This window comes from Novosphingobium sp. RL4, from assembly GCF_035658495.1.
Classification (GTDB): Bacteria; Pseudomonadota; Alphaproteobacteria; order Sphingomonadales; family Sphingomonadaceae; genus Novosphingobium.
In genome coordinates, this window is sequence record NZ_CP141944.1 from 3,563,877 (window position 1) to 3,586,487 (window position 22,611).

The following is a 22,611-nucleotide window of genomic DNA, read 5'->3' on the forward strand; positions in this document are numbered from 1 at the left end:
CGCCTATCCGCGCGACAGCAGGAACACCGCATGTTCGGCGCGGAAATTCGCGGCGGCGGCGCTGCACTGCTGGTCGCCGGAGAGGAACCAGGCGCCTTCCACCTTGATGCCGCGTTCGCGCAGCAGTTCGCGGAAATCGTCCACGGTAAGGTGGTGGATGTTGGGCGTCTCGTACCAGGCGACCGGCAGCAGGCGCGTAACCGGCATCCGCCCGCCCCACAGCAGCGACAGCCGCACGCGCCAGTGCGCGAAGTTGGGGAAACTCACGAAGGCGCGGCGGCCGATGCGGAGAAGCTGCTCCAGCACCATGTCCGGGCGCATCGTCGTCTGCAGGGTCTGCGACAGGATCGCGTAGTCCACCGACTGGTCCGGGTAGAAGGCCAGGTCCTTGTCGGCATCGCCCTGGATCACCGACAGGCCCTTGGCGACGCAAAGGCCGACATTGGCGGAATCGAGCTCCATGCCGCGCGCGTCGCACCGCTTGTCTTCGCGAAGGGCCTGCATCAGCGTGCCGTCGCCGCAGCCCACGTCGAGCACCCGCGCGGCGGGATCGACATTGGCGGCGATCACCGCGAGATCGGGACGCAGGCCGTTCATTCGCCTGCCTCCATTATCGCCGCAAAGGCGGGGGAAAGCCGCTCCATCAGCCGGTCCGGGCGCGCCAGCGGCTTGAAGCCGAGCGCCGCATAGACCCCGTGGGCATCGGCCGTGGTAAGGCCGAAACGGCGAATGCCTGCATAGTCGGGATGCTCCACGAACCAGCCGGCAAGGCGCCGGCCGATCCCCTGCCCGCGCACGCTTTCATCCACCCACACGTCCGCCAGCCAGGCGAAACTGGCGCGGTCGGAAATGACGCGGGCGAAGCCGATCTGGGCCCCGTCCTCGCGATAGGCGCCAAGGCAGTGCGAGCCCGCGATCTGCTTCTCGACTTGCGCGCGCTCGATGCCGGGGCACCAGTAGCTGGTGGCCAGCCAGCCGTGGATGCGGGCCACATCCAGCCGGGCGGGATCGTCTGACAGTTCGATATGCGATGCCGTCACCGGCCTTCTCCCAGGAATCCCTCGACCACGCGATCGAGCGCGGGAACGTCGAGCAGGAAGCTGTCATGACCGTAAGGCGCGGACAGTTCGACGAAGCTCACCGGCAGGCCCGCCGCATTCAGCGCGTGGACGACGCCGCGCGAATCCGCGGTGGGGTAGAGCCAGTCGGTGTCGAAGCTGACGAGGCAGTAGCGCGCCTTGGACTGCGCGAAGGCATTGGCCAGCAAGCCGCCATGCTCCTCGGCCAGGTCGAAATAGTCCATGGCGCGGGTGATGTAGAGGTAGGAGTTCGCATCGAAGCGGTCCGTGAAGGCCAGGCCCTGATAGCGCAGGTAGGACTCGATCTGGAAATCGGCGTCGAACCCGAAGGTCTTCTCCTCGCGGTTCTGGAGGCGGCGGCCGAACTTCTCGGTCAGGCCCGCTTCCGAGAGATAGGTGATGTGCGCGGCCATGCGCGCCACCGAGAGGCCCTTTTCCGGGCCCTTGCCGTGATCGTAATAGTCGCCCTCGCGCCACTCCGGGTCCGCCATGATCGACTGGCGGCCCACTTCGTGGAAAGCGATGTTCTGCGCCGAATGGCGCGCGGTGGAGGCGATCACCAGCGCTGCGCGGATCCGGTCGGGGAAGTTCGAGGCGAGGCTGAGCGCCTGCATTCCGCCCATCGACCCGCCGACGACGGCATAGAGGCAATCGATCTCCAGCGCATCGAGCAGGGCGACGTGGCCGCGCACCATGTCGCGGATGGTGATGACCGGGAAGCGCATACCCCACGGCTTGCCGTCCGGCGCGAGGCTGGCCGGGCCGGTGGAGCCCATGCAGGAGCCGATCACATTGGCGCAGATCACGAAGAACCGGTCCGTGTCGATCGGCTTGCCCGGTCCGACCATGCGCACCCACCATCCGGGCTTGCCGGTCTTGGGATGATCCGAGACCACGTGATGGTCGCCGGTCAGCGCATGGGTGATGAGAATCGCGTTGTCGCGCGCGGCATTGAGCGTGCCGTGCGTCTCATAGGCGATGCGGACGCCCGGCAGGCTCTGTCCGCCGTCGAGCGGGAGCGGCTGGGCCAGTTCGAGAACCCGACTGGAGTCGATGATGGGCGTGGTGGACATGATGAACTGTGCCAAGTGGGGGACCGCCCGCGCCCTGTCAATTACTCGCTCGGTTGCCGGCGCCGGTTTGAAAAGTGCGCGGCTGGGTATTTTCGTTACACCGCGCGAATCCCGCTCGGGCTGAGCCGGCCGCCGCCCCTGCGGCGCGGCACCGATCGCCCAAATCGCCCCCTGTCCTTCACGCCGCCGCTAAGCTAATAGGCCGCGCATCATGACTGACAGCCAGACCATCAGCACCCGCCAAGCCCCGCAGCCCAAGCCGTGGATCGACGCGATCCATGCCTATGTGCCCGGCAAGTCCAAGGGCAAGGACGGCAAGCCGCTGATCAAGCTGTCGGCCAACGAGAACCCGCTCGGCACCAGCCGCCATGCGCTGGAAGCGCGCGCGCAGGCGCCGGCGCTCTATCCCGATCCCGACAGTACCGCCCTGCGCGAGGCGATTGCCGCCAGGCACGGCCTCGATGCGGCACGCGTCGTCATGGGCACCGGCTCGGACGAACTGCTCAACCTTGCCGCGCAGGGCTATGCGGGCCTTGGCGACGAAGTGATCTACGTGCGCTACGGCTTCTCGGTCTACGACATCGCCGCGCGGCGCTGCGGCGCAACCCCGGTCATCGCGCCCGACGCCGACTACGGCACCGACGTCGACGCCCTGCTCGCGCTGGTGACGGACCGGACCCGCGTGGTCTTCGTCGCCAACCCCAACAACCCGACCGGCTCCTACCTGCCAAAGGGCGAGATCGCGCGGCTTCACGCCGGGCTTCCCGCCGACGTGCTGCTGGTGCTCGACCAGGCTTACGGCGAATATGTCGCGCCCGAGGACGACGATGGATCGCTGGCATTGGCCCGGGCGCATGACAATGTGCTGGTGACGCGCACTTTCTCGAAGATCTTCGGCCTTGCCGGGGAACGGATCGGCTGGGCCACCGGCGCGCCGGGGATCGTCGCCACGCTCAACCGTATTCGCGGACCGTTCAACGTCTCCGCCACCGGCCAGGCCATGGCGCTGGCCGCGCTGGGCGATGCCGATTTCGTGGAGGCCAGCCGCGTCCACAACCGCGACGAACGCGCGCGCTTCGTGGGCAAGCTCGAAGCGCTGGGCAACCACGGTCTGCGTGCCCTGCCCACCCAGGCGAACTTCGTGCTGGTCCTGTTCGAAGGCGCGCTGACCGCCGAAGCCGCTTTCGACGGCCTCGCCGACCGGGGCTACATCGTGCGCTGGCTGCCGGGACAGGGCCTGCCGCAGGCCCTGCGCTTCACCATCGGCAAGCCCGAGGACATGGACGCGATCGCCGTCGCGCTGCGCGAAATGGCGGAAGCCGCGCAATGAGCATAAACAGCGTCGCGATCATCGGCCTCGGCCTTCAGGGCGGATCGATCGGCCTTGCCGTGCAGGAATACCTGCCCGGCGTGGCCACCACCGGCTACGACCTCAGCCCCGCCCACCGCGCCCGCGCGGCCGAGCGCGGCCTCGTCGGCACGGTCTGCGAGACGCCGGCCGAAGCCGTCGCGAATGCCGACCTCGTGATCTTCTGCGTGCCCCCCGGCGTGATGGGCATGGCGGCCGAGCAAGTGCGCGAGGCGCTGCCCGCGCATTGCCTCGTCAGCGATGTCGGCTCCAGCAAGGAAGCGATCTCCAGGGCGCTGGGCGATGCCCTGCCCGATCACCTGGTGATCCCCGCGCACCCGGTTGCCGGCACCGAGAATTCCGGCCCCGACGCGGGCTTTGCGCACCTGTTCCGCAATCGCTGGTGCATCGTCACCCCGCCCGCACGGACGGACATGGTGAAGCTCAGCGAGCTGGTCGGCTTCTGGGAAGGGCTCGGCGCCAATGTCGAGATCATGACCCCCGGCCATCACGACCTCGTGCTCGCCGTCACCAGCCACCTGCCGCACCTCATCGCCTATACCATCGTCGGCACCGCCTCCGACCTCGAGGACGTGACGCAGGGCGAGGTCATCAAGTATTCGGCCGGCGGCTTCCGCGACTTCACGCGCATCGCCGCCTCGGACCCCACGATGTGGCGCGACGTGTTCCTGTCGAACAAGGACGCGGTGCTGACCATGCTGCAGCGCTTCACCGAGGACCTGACCGCGCTGCAGCGCTCGATCCGGGTGGGTGACGGCGATGCCCTGTTCGAGCATTTCGCCCGCACCCGCGCAATCCGCCGCTCCATCATCGAGGAAGGGCAGGACGATTCCCGCCCCGACTTCGGACGCGGCGATCACGAGAACGGCCAAAAGAATCGCTGATCCCGCGGGAGCCGGCACGCTTCTCGGGCTTTGAGCGGGTAAGACCTCCCGAAGCTCTTCCCAAGGACACTGCCCATGGACAAGCCGCGCGTCCCATGAAACTCTCGATTCTGGCCCAACTTGATTACGCGCTGCCCGCGCCCACCGACGTGCTGCTCCAGCTCGAGGCGGCGATCCTTCCCGAGCAGCTGGTCCACAGCGCCCATATTTCGCTGCCTCCGGTCGAGCATTTCGCCCGCCTGCCCGGGCATGACCAGATCGGCGACCGGATCTGGCTCCATGTCGCCAATGCGCTGACCGTGCGCTACGAGGCCGTCGTGGAACCGCAGCGGATCGTGACCCCGATCGAGGGGCTGCCCGCCGTGCCGCCGCACATGCTCCCTGCCGAGACGGTCGATTACCTGCTGCCCTCGCGCTTCTGCCCTTCCGACACCTTCCAGGACTTTGCTCTAACGCAGTTCGGCATGTTCGAAGGCGGAAACAAGGTGGCCGCGATCCGCGACTGGGTGGCCGGCCACCTGGCTTACGTCCCCGGCTCCAGCAATGCGCAGACGAGCGCGGCCGACAGCTTCAATTCGGGCGAGGGCGTATGCCGTGACTATGCCCACCTCGTCATCAGCCTGTGCCGCGCCTCGGCCATTCCGGCGCGCTTCGCCAGCGTCTACGGCCTGGGCGTCAAGCCGCAGGACTTTCATGCCGTGGCCGAAGTCTTCCTCGACGATACCTGGCATCTGGTGGATGCCACCGGCATGAGCCGCCCCGAGGCGATGGCGAAGATCGGGGTCGGCGTCGATGCGGCGGCGGTTTCGTTCCTCACCAGCTACGGGCCGGTGGAACTGCGGAGCCAGTCCGTGGAAGTCCGCGAGATCGGCTGACCTCAGGGGTTCAGCGCATTGATCGCGGTCTGGACCCTGGCCTCGATCTCGTCACGCGCCAGGCCGGGCTCGATCCGCTCGCCCACGCGCAGGGTGATGGTGCCCGGCTTCTTCCAGCGGCGATGATAGAGCCTGCCGCTGTCCACCGCGACGGGGACCACGGGCAGGCCGAGCAGCTTGTAGAGCCCGGCGAATCCCGCTTGCAGCGGCGCGCGCTGGCCATGGGGAACCCGCGTTCCTTCGGGGAAGATCGCCAGCGGCCGCCCCTGCGACGCAAAGCCCCGCGCCGAGGCCACCATCGCCCGCAAGGCCCGGGCGCCCTGGTCCCGCTGCACCACGACCGCGCCGTACTGGCGCGCGGCCCAGCCCCAGCCCGGAATGTCGATCAGTTCGGCCTTGGGAAACGGTGCGGGAAACTGCATCTGCGCCGGCAGGTCGATCGCCTCGAAGAAGCTCTCGTGCTTCATCGCCACCAGCACGCCTTCCTCCGGCATCTCGCCCTCGATCACCAGCCGGATGCCCAGCAGCCAGCGGCAGCACAGGCGGTGGAACCTGGCCCAGCCCCGGACCGAGCGGCGCATCGGCTCCTGCCCGAACAGCGAAGCCACCCAGACCATCGTGACGAACACCAGCGTGCCCGGATAGAACACCAGGTAGAACAGCAGGCTGCGGATGACGTCGATCGCATTCGTGCGCATTATTTCGAGGTTCCAGTATGACGTTTCCAGGGCGGCCTGTTCCAGAAGTCCAGCGCCATGCGGCCCACGAACTTGTGGTATTCGAGGAACAACGTGCCGAGGCTGGGATGCGAAGGCACCGCATCCTCAAGAACGGTGACGCCCTGCGGTAATTCGCGTGCAAGCTCGTAGGCGGCGCGGCGCATATGCCAGTCCGCCGTCACCAGCCGCACCGTGCGGGCCTTGCGGCGCCCCACCCAGTCCGCCGCCTCAAGCGCGTTGGAGCGGGTGTCGTAAGCTTCGTAGCCGAGCGTGATGCAGCACTTCATCAGCCGGTCGGGAATCTTGAATTCGGCAGCGAGTTCGCCGGGCCTCACTTCGCGGTCGACGCCGGAGATCAGCACGCGCGGGGCACGTCCGGCCTCCAGCACGGCCATGGCCCGTTCGATCCTTCCCCGGCTGCCGGTCAGCACGATCACCGCGTCGGTCTTTACCGCATCGTCCAGCGGCCCCGGAAGCGCGATGGCAAACCAGAGGAAACCGAACAGCCAGATCAGCAGCAGGAAGGCGGCGGTGCGACGGAACATGAGATGCCTATAGCGTCTTGTGCGTACTATAGCATCTTGCGAAGTGCATGGAGCACGGTCAGCCGCGCGGTCAGCATCGCCAGCAGGGTGGAGAGCACCGGGACCAGCGCCAGCAGCAGCCAGTCGGTCCAGACCAGCGCGCCGCTGTCCACCAGTCCAGCCCCGAGCCCCGCGAAACGGCGGCCGAGCGACAGGATCACCACCAGCGCAAGCGCCAGCCCGACCGTTCCGCCGCCCGCCGCGTCATAGCCGATCGAACGCTGGAATACCTGCGCGACCTGGGTATCGGTTCCGCCCAGGAGATGGACTATCTCGATCGTGTCGCGATTGGCGCCCAGTGCAGAGCGCGCGGCCAGCAGGACCGCCGCGGCCAGCGCGCCTGCCAGCAGAACGACCAGCGAGATCGAGAGCACCTGCAGCGACAGCATCGCGTCGAATACCGGCTTCAGCCATGTCGACTGCGCATCCACCCGGGCGGAAGGCGCGGCGCGGACGAGAACCCGCTCGATCGCCGCAAGCCGGTCCGGGCTCGCCGCACCGTCGAGGCGCACGTCGATCAGCGCGGGAACCGGGATCGCCGCGCCGGTGGCAGCGGCGATCCCGCTGCCCAGCCAGGGTTCGATCAGGGCATCGAGTTCGGCCTGCGGAACCTGGCGAAGCCCGGCGACATGCGGCACGCGCTTGATCGCTTCGACCGCCGCCGCCGCTTCCCGGGCGCGAACGTCGTCACGCGGTTCGAGCACCTGCACCGTCACGCCGCCCTCGATTTCCGCGCGCGCGGAAGAGATGGCGTTGCCGAGCGCGAGCCCGGCGGCAAGCGCGATCGCCGTCATCGCCACCATGATCGCGATGACCCAGGGCATCGGCCCGGACATGCGGATCTGCGGGATCAGTTCGGCCCCGCGCGCACCAAGGCGGCGCCATGCCATGCGCGGCATTCCTTCTGCGCTCATGTCAGTTGCCGCGGCGGGTAGCGCAGGGCCCCGGTGGGATCGGCCAGACGCCCGCGATCGAGCCGCATGATAAGGCTCTCGGGCACCTTGCGCAGCAGGTCCAGATCGTGCGTGGCGACCACCACGGTCGTGCCCTGCCGGTTGAGCATCTCGAACAGGCGCATCAACTTGAGCGCCATCTCGGGGTCGACGTTGCCGGTCGGCTCGTCCGCCACCAGCATCGCCGGACGCGCGATCACGGCGCGGGCGATGGCGACGCGCTGCTGCTCACCGCCCGAAAGCGTGGCGGGACGCGCATCCATCCGCTCGGTCAGGCCGACCCATTCGAGAATGTCGCGGACCGGGCCGGCGATATCCTTCTCCTGGTGCCCCGCAACCCGCAGCGGCAAGGCCACGTTGTCGAACGCGGACAAGTGCGGGATCAGCCGGAAGTCCTGGAACACCACGCCGATCCGGCGGCGCAACATCGGCAACCGGCTGCGCGGCAGGGTGATGGCGTCCGTTCCGAACATGCGGATAGCGCCGCGCGAGGGGCGCTGGGCAAGATAGAGCAGCCGCAGCAGCGAAGTCTTGCCCGCGCCGCTGGCCCCGGTGAGAAAGTAAAACCGCCCCGGAAACAACGTGAAGGTCAGGTCGGACAGGATCTCCCGATCCGTGCCGTAACGCAGCCCGACATTGTCGAAATGGATGATTTCCCCGTCCGCGGTCATACTCGTCTAATCGGTTTACGGCCTGGCATGTTCGGGTCCGAACGGGCGACGAGACGCTATAGCGAGCATTGAATGTGGAAAAAAGGGCGTTCCGGCGTGTGCCCACAAGTCCATGTCTTGTCGCATGAGAGTCACTCGTGCTTATAGATTGCGATCATGATAATCGCCTGCCCCGCCTGCTCTACGCGATATGCGGTCCCGGACAGCGCGCTGGGCGTGGACGGGCGCACGGTACGCTGCGCCAAGTGCCGCCACAGCTGGTTCCAGGAAGGCCCCGAAGCCGCAGCGGAAGAAGCCCCGGTTGCGCAAGGGGCAGCAGGCACAGTTGCCGCACCGCCTCCTCCTCCCCCCGCGCAGCAAGCGCCGGTAGCGCCGCCACGGCCTGCCGCGCCGCCGCCGGTCCAGCCGGCTCCCGCGCAGGCCGCCCCCATTCAGGCACCCCCCGTGCAGGCCGCCCCGGTGCAGGCCCCGCCGCCGCGCGAAGCCATTCGCGTGCCCGGCCGCGCCCCCGGCCGCGAAGCGAGCGCTGCCGACATTCCCGGCACCCGCCCCGCAAGCACGCCGACCGATGAGGCCGGCCCGCTTTCCGCGCCCACGCAGGCGCCGCAGCCCGCGCGCAAGCCCGCGCCGATCTACGACGATACGACAAGCGTCCATTATGCGGACGAAAACGCGTCGAACTTCGATTTCTCGCCGCCGTTCCGCCCGCGCCGCAACTGGACGCGGATCGCGACGCTCGGCTCGGCGATCTTCGCGGTCGTGACCCTAGGCCTTACCGGCGCCGTCGCCTGGGGCGGCCTGCCGGACTGGCTGCCGATCCCGCGCCAGACCTTCTCTCCCGCCCAGCCCGACCTCCAGCTCGATTTCCCGCGCAAGCGGCAGGACCGCAAGCCCCTGCCCGACGGCACCGAATTCTTCTCGGTCAGCGGCACCATCAGCAATATCGGCAGCGAGGCCCGCTACGTGCCCTCGCTACTGGTCGTGCTGCGCGACAAGCGCGACCGCATCGTCTACGAAAAGGAAGTCGTCCCCTCGAAGCGCAAGCTCGCGCCGGGAGAGGCGATCACCGTCAACGAAGCGCTGACCGACATTCCCAAGGCAGCATCGGCCGCAGAGATCGGCTGGAAGCCCGACTGAGGCGGGCCGGCTCACCCCGCGTGAGCCCGGGCTCCTTTGCAGCGCCGCACCGGCCCTGCACTTTTTGCAGGATTTCGCTTACCTGTTCGCCGCCATGCGCGGCCCGCTTCACCATGCCGTGACGCGGCCCGATCCGGCCATGCACCCGCATCAAATCGGCCGAGCCACGCAAATCCGCCATAAATTCCGTGCGGTGCAAAAAAATTCGCTCTTTTTGAAAATAATTGGCCGAAGCCACTTGCCGGGTCAGGAACCCTTTGCTAGTGGCGCGCTCCTGCCACGGGGCGGCTTCGAAGCCCCCCCGGTGATTTAGCGGTCATGGCGGAATTGGTAGACGCGCAACGTTGAGGTCGTTGTGGGCGAAAGCCCGTGGAAGTTCGAGTCTTCTTGACCGCACCATCACTCTCGCAAGAGATCTGGTAAAGCCTTCGGGCCCCCGCAAGGGGGCCCGAAAGTCGTTTGGGGCCTTGAAAATACGGTCCGGGAAAAAACGGTCCGGGAAAAAACGGATCCGCACGACCCGGCCTCCGCCGATCGGCCACTGCCATCCCGCACTTCGATCAGGCGCCTGAAATCCAGGCTACCCGAGCACCCTTTTCAGGCTACGGCGCGCGCTGTCGGCCTGGCGGTCTTGCCGGGCGTTTCCGGCGGCAGTTCGCCCAGCAGGTCCCGCACCACTGCATATGTCCGGTCATTGTCCACGTCGATCGCCTGGGTGCCGTCGGCCATGACCACGGCGCGCACGCGCAGCCGCAGGCGGCGCGAAGCCCGCACCACCGCACCCGAAAGCGTCTCCAGCCGCAGCTTGACCATGAGCAGCCCGGCAAGGCCCAGTGCCCGCCAGATCCGGGCGCCCTCGCGGTCGGAGGCGCCCCGGCCGCGAAACACGTCAACCGCGTGGACGAAACGCGTCCCCGCCATGCCATAAAGGTCGCACGCCGCGAACTCGCCGTCGCGCAAGGCTATATAGCTGCGCAGCGCATTGGGATGCGCGGCTTCCACCGCCTCGCGCCGGGCCAGCGCGAAAGTGACATCGCAGCTTTCCAGCGCATCGGCCATGGCGTCGATCGATTCCGCGCTGAGCAGGGCGTGGTCGGCGGTGGTGACGAGCAGCGGGCCATCCCAGTCCTCCGCCGCCGCGCGCACGCTTGCCGCGATATCCTGCCGCGCTTCCACCAGCGCCACGCTGCCGCGCCCCGGCAGCCGCGTCAGCACGTCCCACACCGGGTCGAACGCCTCCCGCTCCACGCAGACCGCAAGGCTGGCGACGCGGGGATGCTGCGCCGCCGTCTGCAGCACATGGGCGATGAGCGGCCGCCCCGCCAGCGGCACGAGGCAGCGGTGCCTTTCGCCGAAACGCTCTGCCAGTGGATCGATTCCGCCGGGGCCGAGGCCATGCCCCGCCAGCACCACCAGCCGCAGGGGCAGGCGCTCGATACCGTCGCTATCAGGAGAAACCGGTGAAGCCATAATCTGCGTCGCTATGCCGCGCGCGTGTGACAGCCCCGTGACCGGCGCGGAAATCCGCGATTTTCGCATGACGCGCCGCAAGCCGATGCGCACAAGCTATGGATAAAGCCGCAGCATTGCCTTGCCTCTCGCGCCCGGCTTGCGCAAGGCATGCGGCGTGAGCGCGAATATCGTGATCGGCCAGACCCCGCAGGGCGAGTCGATCGAAATCGACATCAAGGAACTTCTGGCGACCCGCCTGCTGGTGCAGGGCAATTCCGGGTCCGGCAAGTCGCACCTGCTGCGCCGCCTGCTCGAGGAGAGCGCCTCCATCGTGCAACAGGTGGTGATCGACCCCGAGGGAGACTTCGTCAGCCTGGCCGAGGAATTCGGCCATGTCGTGATCGACGGCGCCGCCTATGCGGAAGGCGAGATCGTCCGGCTGGGCGCGCGCATCCGCGAACACCGCGCCTCGGTCGTCCTCGCGCTCGACGAGCTTGAGATCGACCAGCAGATGAAATGCGCCGCGCAGTTCCTCAACGCCATGTTCGATGCCCCGCGCGAACAGTGGTATCCCGCGCTGGTCGTGGTGGACGAGGCGCAGATGTTCGCCCCCGCCGCCGCCGGCGAAGTGTCCGAGGAGGCGCGCCGCGTCAGCCTCGCGGCGATGACGAACCTGATGTGCCGGGGCCGCAAGCGCGGCCTTGCCGGGGTCATCGCCACCCAGCGCCTCGCCAAGCTGGCCAAGAACGTGGCGGCCGAAGCCTCGAACTTCCTGATGGGCCGCACCTTCCTCGACATCGACATGATCCGCGCCGCCGACCTGCTGGGCATGGAGCGCCGCCAGGCGGAACAGATCCGCGACCTGGCGCGCGGCCAGTTCCTCGGCCTCGGCCCGGCGATCAGCCGCCGCCCGGTGGCGGTGAACATCGGCACGGTCCTGACCGGTGCCAAGTCGGTCACCCCCGGCCTCACCCCGTTGCCCACGGCGACCACCGAGGAACTGCGCGAACTGCTGCACGACAATCTCCACGTCGAGCCGGAACGCCCCGATTTTCCGCGTCCCGCCCCGCGCCCCGCGATCGACGTCGAGGAACTGAGCGAATCGATCGCGCACGGCCCCTCCGCCGGCCCGTCTTCCGCACCGCCGCCGCGCCCCGAACGGCCCGAGCCGGAGCCGGAAGAAAACCGGGCGGCCATGCTCGAAATCCTGAACACCATGGCGCAGGACCCGGATTGCACGTTCCAGTCCGCGACCACGCTGTTCCAGGACTTCACCATTCGCTGCCGCATGAAGGGCATCTCGGTGCGCGGGCTCGATGCGACGATGTTCCGCCGCGGTTTCGCCGCCGCCATCGCCGGTATCGAGGACCCCGACGACGAACGCTGGTTCGATCTGGTCAACCTTGCCAAGCACGTTCCCGACGATGCGCTGGCGCCGTTCTACATGATCGCGCGCGCCGCCATGAACGACGAGCCCTGCCCAGACGACATGGTCCTGGCCCGCGTCTACGGCACCAGCAGCCCCCGCCGCGTGCAGCGCCTGCTGGACTATCTGGAAAAGGACGGGCTCATCGTCGTGCGCACGGACTTTTCGGGCAAGCGTTCGGTCGGACTGCCCGATCTCGGGGTTACAACCGCGCCCGTCGAGGGGTAAAAGGCCGTCATGGCCGAGATCATCAACCTTCGCATGGCCCGCAAGGCCAAGGCGCGCGACGCCGCCCGGACCCAGGCGGACACCGCCCGCGCGCAGCATGGCCGCACCAAGCACGAACGCCGGGCGACCGAGGCGGAAATCACGCGTCTGGGCCGCATCGTGGACGGTGCCAGGCGAACCCCGGAACAAGGCGAAGACTGATGCGCACGACTTATCTCGACGCCACGGTGCGCCTGTACCACCTCGATTCCGGCCCGGACGGCGGCGCCGCCAGCACGCTGTTCTACGGCACCCTGGCCGAGGCCATGGACATGGCCGCCCGGCAACCCGAAGAGGTGCAGGACGGCCTGTTCATCGCCACCGACAATGACGTGGTGGCCTATGTCGATCTGATCGAGGGCTGGTAGAAACTCAGAACCGCGCCTGAAGGCCGGCCGCCAGATAGTGGTCGCCGATATTGCCCTTCACGTCGATGCGCGGAAGGATCGGCATGGAGACCGTGCCGTAGGCCCGCAGGTCGTCACCGATCAGCCGCGCGCCGACACCCAGGCCGAGCGACATCGGCAGGCGGTACATCGCCTCTACCTTTCCAAAGAACCTGGTGCCGGAATTGTCGCACTTGCCGTCGGAAACCTGCGCGCCGCTGCTGCGGTTGAAGCACTGCGAATCGTCCGTGAAGTAGCCGGGATGGTCGCGGTGGTGGAAGAACACGCCCGCGCCGGGCGTGATGCTGAAGCCGCCGTCCTGGATCACCGGCACGCCGATCGCCAGTTCGCCGCCCCAGTCCCCTTCCGCGCGGGCCACGTTGGCCTCGGCCGTCACTTTCGCGGCGGCGGGCGTGGCAGCGGCGAACAGCGCGGCCGGAGCGACGACGGCGGCAAGCGCGGCAAGACGGATTTTCATGATATGTCCTTGAATTGCGATATCTGGAATTCTCTGCCGAGGCGTAGGATTCCGGCAGGGTAAAGCGCAAGACGGGCCGATTCGTTCCAACCCGGACAGGGCTCGATCCATCCCGCGCCGCCGGGCCGGAACGGTGCGGTTACTCCAAAGAGACGTACCCGAAACGGATCGCGGCGCTTGCGGCGACAGGTGGCGGCAGGCAGACTTTCCCGGTCACACCGCAAGGAAACGGCATGATCTTCGAGCAAATCGCCACGGGCGGCTGCCAGTCATACCTGCTCGGCTGCGAAGCCAGCCGCGCCGCGATCCTGATCGACCCGGAACAGTCCCAGATCGATCGCTATGTCGGCCTGGCGAGCCAGCTCGGCGTCCATATCCGCTACGTGCTCGACACGCACACGCATGCCGATCACTTCTCCGCCAGCCGCGAACTGGGCAGGCTGCTGCGCGCGCCGGTGGTGATGAACCGCCTGAGCCCTGCCCCTTATGCCGGGATGCGACTGGACGATGGGGACATGCTGATCGTCGGCGAGTTGCGCCTGCGCGCCCTGCACACGCCGGGGCATACGCGCGATTCGATGTGCATCCTTGCCGCGGACCGGGTCTTCACCGGAGACACGCTGCTGATCGGCGGCACCGGGCGCACCGATCTTCCCACCGGCGATCCCGCCGCCCTTCATGACAGCCTGTTCGGCAAGCTGCTGAAACTTCCGCCAGAAACGCTGGTCTATCCCGCGCATGACTACAAGGGCCGCAGCCATTCCACCATCGGCGCCGAAATCGCCGAAAATCCGCGCCTGCAAAAGACCGACCGGGATGAATTCGTGGCGATGATGCAGCATCTGGACCTGGCCGCGCCCACCCATCTCACCGAAGCGCTGCGCACCAACATGAACGGCGGCAGGACCGTTGCCCAGCTTCTCGCCGAAGCCGCCGCGCGCGTTCCCTTCATCGCGCTGGAGGAATTGAACGCGCGGATCGGCACCCTAGCCGGCGACATGATCGTGCTCGACGTGCGCGAGAAGGAAGCGTTCGAGGCCGGCCATATTCCCGGCGCCGTCCACCTGCCGCGCGGCCAGCTCGAACTGCGGGTCAACGCGATGCTCTGCGATCCCACCGCCCGGCTGGTGACATGCTGCGAATTCGGCAAGATCTCCACGCTGGCCGCCGCGACCTTGCGCGAACTGGGGTTCCTACGCGCGGTCGCGCTGGACGGCGGCGTCAAGGCATGGGCAGAGGCGGGCTATCCGGTCGAACGTCAGGCCTGAAACACCACTTTCGTTCCCGCCGAAACCATCTGCGCCAGCCGCGCGGCGTCCCAATTGGTCAGGCGCACGCAGCCATGGCTTTCGGTGCGGCCGATGTTCTGGGGTTCGGGCGTGCCGTGAATGCCGTAGTGCGCCTTGGACAAGTCCAGCCAGACCACGCCGACAGGCCCGTTCGGCCCCGGCGGCAGGAGCTTGTCCTTCGCGCTTTTCTTGGCATCCCAGAACAGGTCCGGGTTGAAGTGATAGTCCGGATTGCGCGCCTCTCCCACGATCTTCCAGGTGCCGAGCGGCAGGGGATCGTGGCCGCTGCCGGTGGTCACCGGGAACTGCGCGATCAGCTTGTTCGCACCGTCATAGACCCGCAGCGCGCCATCGGACTTGTCGACCACGACGTGATCGGCCCTGGGTTGCTCCGCCGCGACGCCAAGGCGCTGGAGGGTATCGGCCCAGCCGCTCTCGTCCCCCTCGATGGTCGCAAGTCCGGCATCGCGAACGTCGGGCACCCGGATCGTCCGCCCCGCGCCCAGCACCGTGCCTGCGCCGTTGAGCGCCAGCAGCGTTTCGGGCGTGGTGTGGAACCGTTCGGCCAGCGCCTCGGCCATGCTGCGGTATCCCAGGTGCTTGAACCGCGCCTGCCCGGCCATGTCCTTGGGCAGGTCCGGCACGAACGGGCCTCTCGCGAAGTCCGCCGGGATCACCACGTTGCGCGTTCCAGCGCTGTCGCTGCCCGAAAGCAGCGCCTGCTGGGTCGCCGGGTCCAGCCTGCCGCTTGCCGGCAGGCCCCGTGCTTGCTGGAACCCGCTGAGGGCGAGGCGGTAGGACTGGCCTTTCTTGCCGTCTATCACGCCGGAGGAGAAGCCGAGCCGGTCGAGCGCGACTTGCGCGCGCAGCACGAGGCTGTCGGCCGATTCGGTGGCGGCGCCGCCCGGCGCGTCGGCAAAGGCCAGTCCCTGCCCCGGCGATGTCGCGCCGGTGCGCTCACCGGAAGGGGCACGCTCGGAATGGCAGGCGGAGAGCAGCAGGGCCGCGGCGACGGAGACAAGCGGCAGGGTTCGCAACACGCGGGGCATCCTTCTTTTTTCCTCTTTCCCCATCAACGCGCGAAGCCGCGCCCGGCTTCACGGCGGCGCGCGTTTTTGTGCCGCACGCCGCCACCTGCTCACGCCGCGCCTGCCGCCCAACCTGCCGGAAGCGCGCGTCCCACCGTGCCGGAGGCGCGCCCACCCCCATTGTGCCGGAGGCCCGCTTGCCATACCGGCTGGCGCGATGAGCAGGTTCGATTCCTTCTTCGCGGCGGCACTCGGCCGGATCGAGAGCGCCGGACAGCGCCGCATCTTGCGTCCCGCCGCGCTGGAGCCCGGCGGCCGCATCCGGCGCGGCGGCCGCGAGCTGATCGACTTTTCCAGCAACGACTATCTCGGCCTTGCCCGGCATCCGCTGCTGGTCGAACGCGCCCGCGCATGGACCGAGGCCCTGGGCACCGGCTCCGGCGCCTCCCGGCTGGTAACCGGCACGAGCGAGGCGCATCTCGCGCTCGAAGCCCGGATCGCCGCGTTCAAACATGCCGAGGCGGCGCTGATCTTCGCCAGCGGCTGGCAGGCCAATGCCGCGGTGATCCCCGCCCTGCTCGCCGCCGCGCCCGGCGCCATGGTCTTCACCGACCGGCTGGTCCACGCCTCCATGCACGCCGGCATCGCCATTTCCGGCACGCGCCAGCACCGTTTCCGCCACAACGACCTCGATCACCTGGAGGAGCTGCTGGCCGGCAAGGGCCGTGACGCGCCCGCCCGGCTGATCCTTACCGAAAGCGTGTTCTCGATGGACGGGGACCGCGCCGATATCGCCCGCCTGGCCGATATCGCCGCCCGGCACGACGCCTTCCTGTTCGCCGACGAAGCCCATGCCACCGGCGTGCTCGGCCCCGGCGGCGCGGGGCTTTCGGCGCAAGTGCCCGGCGGGATCGACCTCGTGATGGGCACCTTCAGCAAGGCGCTCGGCGGATTCGGCGCCTATGTCGCGGGATCGCGGGTGATGATCGACTACCTCGTCAACGCGGCGAGCGGCTTCGTCTTCACCACCGCCCCGCCGCCCGCCGTGCTTGGCGCGATCGACGCCGCGCTCGACCTCGTGCCGGCCATGGACGAGGAGCGCGCCCACCTCGCCGCGCTGGGCGAACGCCTGCGCCGCGGGCTCGCCGCGCTCGGCATCGACCATGGCGCGTCCAGCACGCAGATCGTCCCCGCCGTGATCGGCGCGGAAGAAGCGGCGCTGGGCCTCTCGCGCCAGCTGGAGGAACGCGGCCTGCTCGCCTCGGCGATCCGCCCGCCAACGGTGCCGCCGGGCACCAGCCGCCTGCGCCTTGCGCTGCGGGCAACTCATTCCAAAGCCGATATCGATGTCCTGCTGGAAGCCATCGGCGATGCGGTGGGCCCGATTTCGCAGGCCGGGGAACGGCGATGAAGCTGCTCTTCGCCCATGGCTGGGGTTTCGGCAGCGCATTCTGGGAACCGCTCGCGAACCTGCTGGCGGACATGCCGCAGGCGATCGACGATTGCGGCTACTTCGGCACGCCGCGCGCCTGCCGCGTGGAAGGCCCGTGCCTTGCGATAACCCACTCCTACGGCACGATGCGCGTGCTGGCCGATCCGCCGCCGGGGCTCGTCGGCATCGTGGCGATCAACGGGTTCGAGCGCTTCACCGCCCGTCCCGACCGCGCGGGCGTCCCGGTGCGCGTGGTGGACCGGATGCTGCGCCGTTTCGGCGAGGACCCGCGCGCCGTGCTCGCCGAGTTCCGCCGCCAGTGCGGTGCAGGCGATGGCTTCGGCGAAATCGACGCGGACCTGCTCCGCACCGACTTGCTGCGCCTGCGCGATGCCCAGCCGCCGCTGCCGGCGGTGCCGGTACTTTCGCTGCAAGGCGCGCGCGACCCGCTTTTGCCCGAGGCGATGCGGGCCGCCGTTTTCGCGGGCGCGGCCGTGAGCCGGATCGAAAGCGCCGCGGGCGGACACCTCCTGCCGCTGGAAGCGCCGGAGCTTTGCGCCGGGGCGGTGCGCGGCATGATCGGGCACGGAGCATGAACGTTCCACGTGAAAGCATCGCCCGCGCCTTCGCCGGGGCTGCCGACTATGACGGCAACGCACGCATCCAGCGCGACATCGCGCAGGCCCTCGCCGCGCGGATCGCCGCGCTTGCCCTGCCCCGGCGCCCCCGCGTGCTGGAAATCGGCTGCGGCACCGGATTCCTCACGCAGGCACTGGCGGGCCTTGGCGGGGACTGGCTCGTCACCGACCTCTCGCCCGAGATGCTGGAGCGTTGCCGGGCGCGGCTGGGCGAAGACGCGCACCGCCGCTTCGCCGTGCTCGACGGTGAGTACGGCGATCCCGGCGGCGGCCCGTTCGACCTGATCTGCTCCAGCCTCGCCGTGCAGTGGTTCGACGATGCCCCGCGAGCGCTCGCCCGCATGGGCGGCTGGCTTGCACCCGGCGGCCACCTGATGGTGACGACGCTCGGCCCCGGCAGTTTCGCGCAGTGGCGGGAAGCGCACGCGGCGGAGGGCCTCGCGGCCGGAACGCCCCGCTTCGCCCCGGTCGCGGCCTTCGGCGACTTCTCCGTCACGGCCGAGAACCGCATCGAGCGCCATGACGATCCGCTCGCCTTCCTGCGCGCGCTCAAGGCCATAGGCGCGCACGCCGCCGATGCCGGGCACCGCCCGCTTTCTCCCGGCCAGTTGCGCCGGACGCTGGCTCGTTTTGCCCAAAGCGGATGCGAAGTCACTTACGAGGTCGTGACCTGTCACTTACACCGCGCTAGGTGAGCGCCCCATGAGACCCCAGATCGCCAGACCCCTGACCGTCACCGGAACCGATACCGAAATCGGCAAGACCGTGTTCGCCGCCGCGCTCGCCGGGGCGCTGGGCGCGCATTACTGGAAGCCGGTACAGGCCGGGCTCGAGGAAGACGGCGGCGATGGAGACCGCGTGGGGCGGCTGTCCGGCCTGCCCGCCGGCCACATCCTGCCCGAAGCCTACCGCCTCGCCACCCCCTGCTCCCCGCACCTCGCCGCCGAGATCGACGGGGTGGAGATCGATCCCGAACGGCTCGCCCTGCCGCAGGTAGAAGGGCCGCTGGTGGTCGAGGGGGCGGGCGGCGTCATGGTCCCGCTCACCCGCACCATGACTTATGCCGACCAGTTCGCGCGGTGGCAGGCGCCGGTGGTGCTGGTGGCGCGCACCGTGCTGGGCACGATCAACCATTCGCTGCTCTCGATCGAGGCGCTGCGTTCGCGCGGCGTCGAGGTGCTGGGCGTGGCTTTCGTGGGCGATGCCGTGGAAGACAGCGAGGCCACTATCTGCGCCATGGGCAATGTCCGCCGCCTCGGCCGCCTGCCCCGCCTCGCATCCCTGACCCCCGAGGCCCTGGCCCGCGCCTTTGCAGCAAACTTCCGCATCGAGGACTTCAGGGCATGACATCATCGGTCTGGCATCCCTTCACGCAGCACGGGCTTGGCGAGCCGGTGCCGCTCGTCACCCATGCCGAGGGCGCGCTGCTGCACACGGCCGACGGCAAGGCGGTGGTGGACGCGGTTTCCTCGTGGTGGGTGACGACGCACGGCCATTCCCATCCGCGCATCCGCGCCGCCATCGCGGAGCAGGCGCAGAAACTCGACCAGATCATCTTCGCCGGATGGACGCACGAACCGGCCGAACAGGTCGCCGCCGGCCTGCGCGAGATCATGCCGGAAAGCCTGACGCGGGTGTTCTTCTCCGATTCGGGTTCGACCAGTGTCGAAGTCGCGCTGAAGATGGCGCTCGGCTACTGGCACTGGCGGGGCGAGAACCGCCACCGGATCGTGGTGATGGAGAATTCCTACCACGGCGACACCATCGGCGCGATGTCGGTGGGGGAGCGCGGCGTGTTCAACCAGCCCTACGAGCCGCTGCTGTTCGGCGTCGGCCGCATTCCCTTCCCCGCAGCGGGCGCGGAACAGCAGACGCTGGACGCGCTGGAGGCGCTCTGCCGCCAGCCGGACACCGCCGCCCTGATCGTGGAACCGCTGATCCTCGGCGCGGGCGGGATGCTGGTATACGGCCCGGAAACGCTTGCCGCGATGCGCGATATCTGCGCGCGGCACGGGGTCCTGTTCATCGCCGACGAAGTGATGACGGCATGGGGCCGCACCGGCACCCTGCTCGCCTGCGAACAGGCCGGCATCGTCCCCGACATCCTCTGCCTTTCCAAGGGGCTGACCGGGGGCGCCGTCCCGCTCGCCGTCACCATGGCCAGCGAGCCGATCTTCGAGGCGCATTACTCCGCCGACCGCGCGCGGATGTTCTTCCACTCGTCAAGCTACACGGCAAACCCGATCGCCTGCGCCGCCGCCGCCGCCAACCTGGCGATCTGGCGCGAGGAGCCGGTGCGCGAAAGGATCGCCGCGCTGGCGGAAAAGCAGGCGGGCTGGATCGCGAAGCTCGGCCAGTTCTGCCATTTCGACAATCCCCGCACGATCGGCACGATCGCCGCGCTGGACCTCAGGACCGCCGGCACCAGCGGCTACATGAGCGACCTCGCTCCGCGCCTCATGGCCTTCTTCCGGGAACGCGACGTGCTGCTGCGCCCGCTCGGGAACACGGTCTACGTCATGCCGCCCTACTGCATGACCGACGATCAGCTCGCACAGGTGTGGGATGCCATCGGCGAAGCGGTGATATCGTTCTGAAAAACGGATAATCCCGCCTCCCCGGCGCGGCATTCGCGAAACGGGGAGGCGGGACCGTGGCCGCCGCATGGGGGGTAACGGCGGCCGGGGTAGCTCTGGTCAGTCTGCCGTCTCGGGCACGGGCGAGAGCGCGGGGTTCACGCTCATGCCCAGTGCGCTGGCCACGCCCTGGCCGTAAGCCGGATGGCAGCGGGTGCAGTTGTCGATGTGCCGCTGCTTGATGAAGTCCGGCGCATCGCCCATGGCGCGGGCCGTATTCTCGAACAGACGCTGCTTCTGGTCGGCGTCGATCAGTTCGAACAGGGCGCGCGGCTGGCTGTAGTAGTCGTCATCATCCTCGCGGAAGTTCCAGAAATCGGCGTTTCCATCGATCTTCATCGGCGGTTCGCGGTACTCGCCCTGGCCCTGCCACTGCCCGAACGAGTTCGGGTGGTAGTGCGGCAGGCCGCCGTAGTTGCCGTCCACCCGGCCCTGGCCGTCGCGGTGGTTGGTGAAGACCGGGCAGCGCGCGGCGTTCACCGGGATCTGGTGGTGGTTCACGCCAAGGCGGTAACGCTGCGCATCCGAATAGGCGAAGAGACGCGCCTGCAGCATCTTGTCGGGAGAGACGCCGATGCCGGGAACGAGGTTGGAAGGGCTGAAGGCGCTCTGCTCCACATCGGCGAAGAAGTTCTCCGGATTGCGGTTCAGCTCCATCATGCCGACCTCGATCAGCGGGTAGGTCTTCTGCGACCAGACCTTGGTGAGGTCGAAGGGGTGGAACCCGCAGGTCGCCGCTTCTTCCTCGGCCATGATCTGCACCATGACCTTCCACTTCGGGAAATCGCCGCGCTCGATGGCGTCGTAGAGATCGCGCTGGTGCGATTCGCGGTCACCTGCCACGATTGCCGCCGCTTCGGCGTCGGTCAGGTGGGCGTGGCCCTGCTGGGTCTTGAAGTGGAACTTCACCCAGAACCGCTCGCCCGCCTCGTTGTAGAACGAGTAGGTGTGGCTGGAGAAGCCGTCCATGTGGCGGTAGCTCCTGGGGATGCCGCGATCGCCCATGACATAAGTGACTTGGTGGAACGCCTCCGGCAGCAGGGTCCAGAAGTCCCAGTTGTTGGTGGCGCTGCGCATGTTGGTGCGGGGATCGCGCTTCACCGCCTTGTTGAGATCGGGGAACTTGCGGGGATCGCGCACGAAGAAGACCGGCGTGTTGTTGCCGACCATGTCCCAGTTGCCTTCCTCGGTGTAGAACTTCACCGCGAAGCCGCGAATGTCGCGTTCGGCATCGGCGGCGCCGCGCTCGCCCGCAACCGTGGTGAAGCGCGCGAAGATCTCGGTCTGCTTGCCCGCCTCGCCCAGGAACTTCGCGCGGGTATAGCGGCTGACGTCACCGGTGACGGTGAAAGTGCCGAACGCGCCCGAACCCTTGGCATGCATGCGCCGCTCGGGGATGACTTCGCGGTTGAGGTTGGCCAGCTTCTCCAGCAGCCACACGTCCTGCATCAGCAGCGGCCCGCGCGGCCCGGCAGTCAGCGAATTGGAATTGTCGACCACCGGCGCGCCGAAGGCGGTGGTGAGAGGGGTAGGAGTGAGCGAAGTCTCGCCGTGGGCGTAGGGGCACTTTCCGCCGCCGGGTGTGGTTTCGGTCATGGTCTCACTCCTTGTCTTGTCCGTCCCGCTAAGGGCTTGCGAGACGGTTCTAACCGAAGGAGACTGATTGAATAAGCTATACGAAGGCGTAAGTGTAATCGCTTCAGGCGATTAGTTGCACAGGGCCAGCTGCAGACGGCCCTTACAGCGTCCTGCTGATCGCGAGCCGGGCCTGGAGCGAAATCAGCGTCGAACTGGCGTCCGCCACGTCGCCGCGCCGCACCGCATCGCGCGCGCGCCTGATTTCGGCGGCCAGGAACTTGCGCACGTCCCCGGGCGTGCCTGCGCCGAGCGCGCCAGCCTTGGCGGACAGCGTGGCCAGCCCGGCAAGCGCATTGGCATTGGCATTGGCGGTGCCGGTATCGCCGTTACCCAGTTCGGTCGCCAGGTTGCCCGCGCCGATCTCGATCTGCATCAGGGTGGCCTGGTCCTGTTCGCCCAGCCGCGAGGTGCCCGTCATCGGGGCCTGCTGCGCGGGCGCGGCGGCCAGCGCCTCGGGGAGATCAGAGGTCATCTTCTCGAACGCCAGCGTGCCGAGCAGCGCCGCGGCGGCCAGCACGATGACGAGGATGACGATGCTGGAGGGCTGACGGAGGGTGGAAGTCAGCGTCTTGGTCATGGGAAAGGCAGTTCCATTCG

Annotated in this window: 25 protein-coding genes and 1 tRNA gene; 14 read left to right on the forward strand and 12 right to left on the reverse strand. The window is 68.3% G+C overall.

The features are described from left to right. Nucleotides 1–3 precede the first annotated feature (3 nt). Genes metW through metX form a run of 3 tightly spaced genes read right to left on the reverse strand, consistent with a single transcriptional unit; the run spans nucleotide 4 to nucleotide 2,152 of the window. Nucleotides 4–597: a methionine biosynthesis protein MetW gene (gene metW / locus U9J33_RS17135; RefSeq protein WP_185998570.1), complete on the reverse strand. Its 594-nt coding sequence runs from the start codon at nucleotides 595–597 to the stop codon at nucleotides 4–6. Next, entirely contained in the window at nucleotides 594–1,040 is a 447-nt protein-coding gene (locus U9J33_RS17140; protein ID WP_324696945.1) for a GNAT family N-acetyltransferase, read from the reverse strand. The genes metW and U9J33_RS17140 overlap by 4 nt, the downstream gene beginning before the upstream one ends. After that, a complete protein-coding gene (gene metX / locus U9J33_RS17145; protein WP_132469179.1) occupies nucleotides 1,037–2,152 on the reverse strand; it encodes a homoserine O-acetyltransferase MetX in 1,116 nt (371 codons plus the stop codon). Before metX ends, U9J33_RS17140 begins: the two co-directional genes overlap by 4 nt. A gap of 211 nt (nucleotides 2,153–2,363) precedes the next feature. Here metX and U9J33_RS17150 point away from each other — a divergent pair, with 211 nt between their 5' ends. The 3 genes from U9J33_RS17150 to U9J33_RS17160 all read left to right on the forward strand — a co-directional run bounded on the left by U9J33_RS17150 (nucleotide 2,364) and on the right by U9J33_RS17160 (nucleotide 5,280). After that, nucleotides 2,364–3,482: a histidinol-phosphate transaminase gene (locus tag U9J33_RS17150; RefSeq protein WP_324696947.1), complete on the forward strand. Its 1,119-nt coding sequence runs from the start codon at nucleotides 2,364–2,366 to the stop codon at nucleotides 3,480–3,482. Continuing rightward, nucleotides 3,479–4,405: a prephenate/arogenate dehydrogenase family protein gene (locus tag U9J33_RS17155; protein ID WP_132469159.1), complete on the forward strand. Its 927-nt coding sequence runs from the start codon at nucleotides 3,479–3,481 to the stop codon at nucleotides 4,403–4,405. Before U9J33_RS17150 ends, U9J33_RS17155 begins: the two co-directional genes overlap by 4 nt. Nucleotides 4,406–4,500: 95 nt before the next feature. After that, nucleotides 4,501–5,280 carry a transglutaminase family protein gene (locus U9J33_RS17160; RefSeq protein ID WP_324696950.1) on the forward strand — a complete coding sequence of 260 codons (780 nt, stop codon included), beginning with the start codon at nucleotides 4,501–4,503 and terminating at the stop codon, nucleotides 5,278–5,280. A gap of 2 nt (nucleotides 5,281–5,282) precedes the next feature. On the opposite strand, the gene U9J33_RS17165 is transcribed toward U9J33_RS17160, so the two are convergent. Genes U9J33_RS17165 through ftsE form a run of 4 tightly spaced genes read right to left on the reverse strand, consistent with a single transcriptional unit; the run spans nucleotide 5,283 to nucleotide 8,207 of the window. Further along, entirely contained in the window at nucleotides 5,283–5,978 is a 696-nt protein-coding gene (locus tag U9J33_RS17165; protein WP_054439502.1) for a lysophospholipid acyltransferase family protein, read from the reverse strand. Further along, on the reverse strand, nucleotides 5,978–6,544 hold the full coding sequence (locus U9J33_RS17170) for a YdcF family protein (protein ID WP_054439500.1): 567 nt from the start codon (nucleotides 6,542–6,544) through the stop codon (nucleotides 5,978–5,980). The genes U9J33_RS17165 and U9J33_RS17170 overlap by 1 nt, the downstream gene beginning before the upstream one ends. A gap of 26 nt (nucleotides 6,545–6,570) precedes the next feature. Beyond that, nucleotides 6,571–7,473 (reverse strand): cell division protein FtsX, encoded by a 903-nt coding sequence (locus U9J33_RS17175; RefSeq protein WP_132469160.1) that lies wholly within the window; start codon nucleotides 7,471–7,473, stop codon nucleotides 6,571–6,573. A gap of 20 nt (nucleotides 7,474–7,493) precedes the next feature. Next, a complete protein-coding gene (gene ftsE, locus U9J33_RS17180) occupies nucleotides 7,494–8,207 on the reverse strand; it encodes a cell division ATP-binding protein FtsE (protein WP_054439499.1) in 714 nt (237 codons plus the stop codon). A 156-nt stretch (nucleotides 8,208–8,363) separates the two neighbouring features. On the opposite strand from ftsE, the gene U9J33_RS17185 reads away from it, so the two are divergent. Continuing rightward, complete coding sequence (locus tag U9J33_RS17185) at nucleotides 8,364–9,344, forward strand: MJ0042-type zinc finger domain-containing protein (RefSeq protein ID WP_324696954.1); 981 nt, start codon at nucleotides 8,364–8,366, stop codon at nucleotides 9,342–9,344. 312 nt (nucleotides 9,345–9,656) lie between these two features. Continuing rightward, a tRNA-Leu gene (locus U9J33_RS17190) sits at nucleotides 9,657–9,743 on the forward strand. A 198-nt stretch (nucleotides 9,744–9,941) separates the two neighbouring features. Here the strand turns inward: U9J33_RS17190 and U9J33_RS17195 are convergent. Beyond that, a complete protein-coding gene (locus tag U9J33_RS17195; RefSeq protein WP_324696956.1) occupies nucleotides 9,942–10,814 on the reverse strand; it encodes an NTP transferase domain-containing protein in 873 nt (290 codons plus the stop codon). 157 nt (nucleotides 10,815–10,971) lie between these two features. Between U9J33_RS17195 and U9J33_RS17200 the strand changes: the two genes are divergently transcribed. From U9J33_RS17200 to U9J33_RS17210, 3 genes are read left to right on the forward strand one after another with little or no spacing between them, the layout of a single operon-like run. Beyond that, on the forward strand, nucleotides 10,972–12,450 hold the full coding sequence (locus tag U9J33_RS17200; RefSeq protein WP_054439586.1) for an ATP-binding protein: 1,479 nt from the start codon (nucleotides 10,972–10,974) through the stop codon (nucleotides 12,448–12,450). A gap of 9 nt (nucleotides 12,451–12,459) precedes the next feature. Then, entirely contained in the window at nucleotides 12,460–12,651 is a 192-nt protein-coding gene (locus tag U9J33_RS17205; RefSeq protein ID WP_324696959.1) for a DUF4169 family protein, read from the forward strand. Beyond that, nucleotides 12,651–12,857 (forward strand): hypothetical protein, encoded by a 207-nt coding sequence (locus U9J33_RS17210; RefSeq protein ID WP_324696961.1) that lies wholly within the window; start codon nucleotides 12,651–12,653, stop codon nucleotides 12,855–12,857. Before U9J33_RS17205 ends, U9J33_RS17210 begins: the two co-directional genes overlap by 1 nt. A gap of 4 nt (nucleotides 12,858–12,861) precedes the next feature. Here the strand turns inward: U9J33_RS17210 and U9J33_RS17215 are convergent, their stop codons facing one another. Continuing rightward, a complete protein-coding gene (locus U9J33_RS17215) occupies nucleotides 12,862–13,353 on the reverse strand; it encodes a hypothetical protein (protein WP_132469162.1) in 492 nt (163 codons plus the stop codon). A gap of 233 nt (nucleotides 13,354–13,586) precedes the next feature. On the opposite strand from U9J33_RS17215, the gene U9J33_RS17220 reads away from it, so the two are divergent. Next, the gene (locus U9J33_RS17220) at nucleotides 13,587–14,621 is read left to right on the forward strand and encodes an MBL fold metallo-hydrolase (RefSeq protein WP_054439493.1); all 1,035 of its coding nucleotides are present in this window, start codon (nucleotides 13,587–13,589) and stop codon (nucleotides 14,619–14,621) included. Here U9J33_RS17220 and U9J33_RS17225 read toward each other — a convergent pair. Beyond that, the gene (locus U9J33_RS17225) at nucleotides 14,612–15,682 is read right to left on the reverse strand and encodes a L,D-transpeptidase family protein (protein WP_324696964.1); all 1,071 of its coding nucleotides are present in this window, start codon (nucleotides 15,680–15,682) and stop codon (nucleotides 14,612–14,614) included. The genes U9J33_RS17220 and U9J33_RS17225 overlap by 10 nt on opposite strands. A gap of 205 nt (nucleotides 15,683–15,887) precedes the next feature. On the opposite strand from U9J33_RS17225, the gene U9J33_RS17230 reads away from it, so the two are divergent. The 5 genes from U9J33_RS17230 to U9J33_RS17250 are packed head-to-tail and all read left to right on the forward strand — an operon-like array spanning nucleotide 15,888 to nucleotide 20,337. Next, nucleotides 15,888–17,081, forward strand: coding sequence for an 8-amino-7-oxononanoate synthase (locus tag U9J33_RS17230; RefSeq protein WP_324696966.1), 1,194 nt, complete (start codon nucleotides 15,888–15,890; stop codon nucleotides 17,079–17,081). Further along, entirely contained in the window at nucleotides 17,078–17,698 is a 621-nt protein-coding gene (locus U9J33_RS17235; protein WP_324696967.1) for an alpha/beta fold hydrolase, read from the forward strand. The genes U9J33_RS17230 and U9J33_RS17235 overlap by 4 nt, the downstream gene beginning before the upstream one ends. Continuing rightward, on the forward strand, nucleotides 17,695–18,435 hold the full coding sequence (locus U9J33_RS17240) for a methyltransferase (RefSeq protein WP_324696969.1): 741 nt from the start codon (nucleotides 17,695–17,697) through the stop codon (nucleotides 18,433–18,435). Before U9J33_RS17235 ends, U9J33_RS17240 begins: the two co-directional genes overlap by 4 nt. A 7-nt stretch (nucleotides 18,436–18,442) precedes the next feature. Next, on the forward strand, nucleotides 18,443–19,087 hold the full coding sequence (bioD, locus tag U9J33_RS17245; RefSeq protein WP_324696971.1) for a dethiobiotin synthase: 645 nt from the start codon (nucleotides 18,443–18,445) through the stop codon (nucleotides 19,085–19,087). Continuing rightward, on the forward strand, nucleotides 19,084–20,337 hold the full coding sequence (locus tag U9J33_RS17250) for an adenosylmethionine--8-amino-7-oxononanoate transaminase (protein ID WP_324696973.1): 1,254 nt from the start codon (nucleotides 19,084–19,086) through the stop codon (nucleotides 20,335–20,337). Before bioD ends, U9J33_RS17250 begins: the two co-directional genes overlap by 4 nt. Before the next feature lie 99 nt (nucleotides 20,338–20,436). Here U9J33_RS17250 and U9J33_RS17255 read toward each other — a convergent pair whose 3' ends face one another. Both U9J33_RS17255 and U9J33_RS17260 read right to left on the reverse strand, forming a co-directional pair. Beyond that, nucleotides 20,437–21,972: a catalase gene (locus U9J33_RS17255; protein WP_054439486.1), complete on the reverse strand. Its 1,536-nt coding sequence runs from the start codon at nucleotides 21,970–21,972 to the stop codon at nucleotides 20,437–20,439. A gap of 142 nt (nucleotides 21,973–22,114) precedes the next feature. Continuing rightward, entirely contained in the window at nucleotides 22,115–22,591 is a 477-nt protein-coding gene (locus U9J33_RS17260; protein WP_324696975.1) for a hypothetical protein, read from the reverse strand. Nucleotides 22,592–22,611 lie beyond the last annotated feature (20 nt).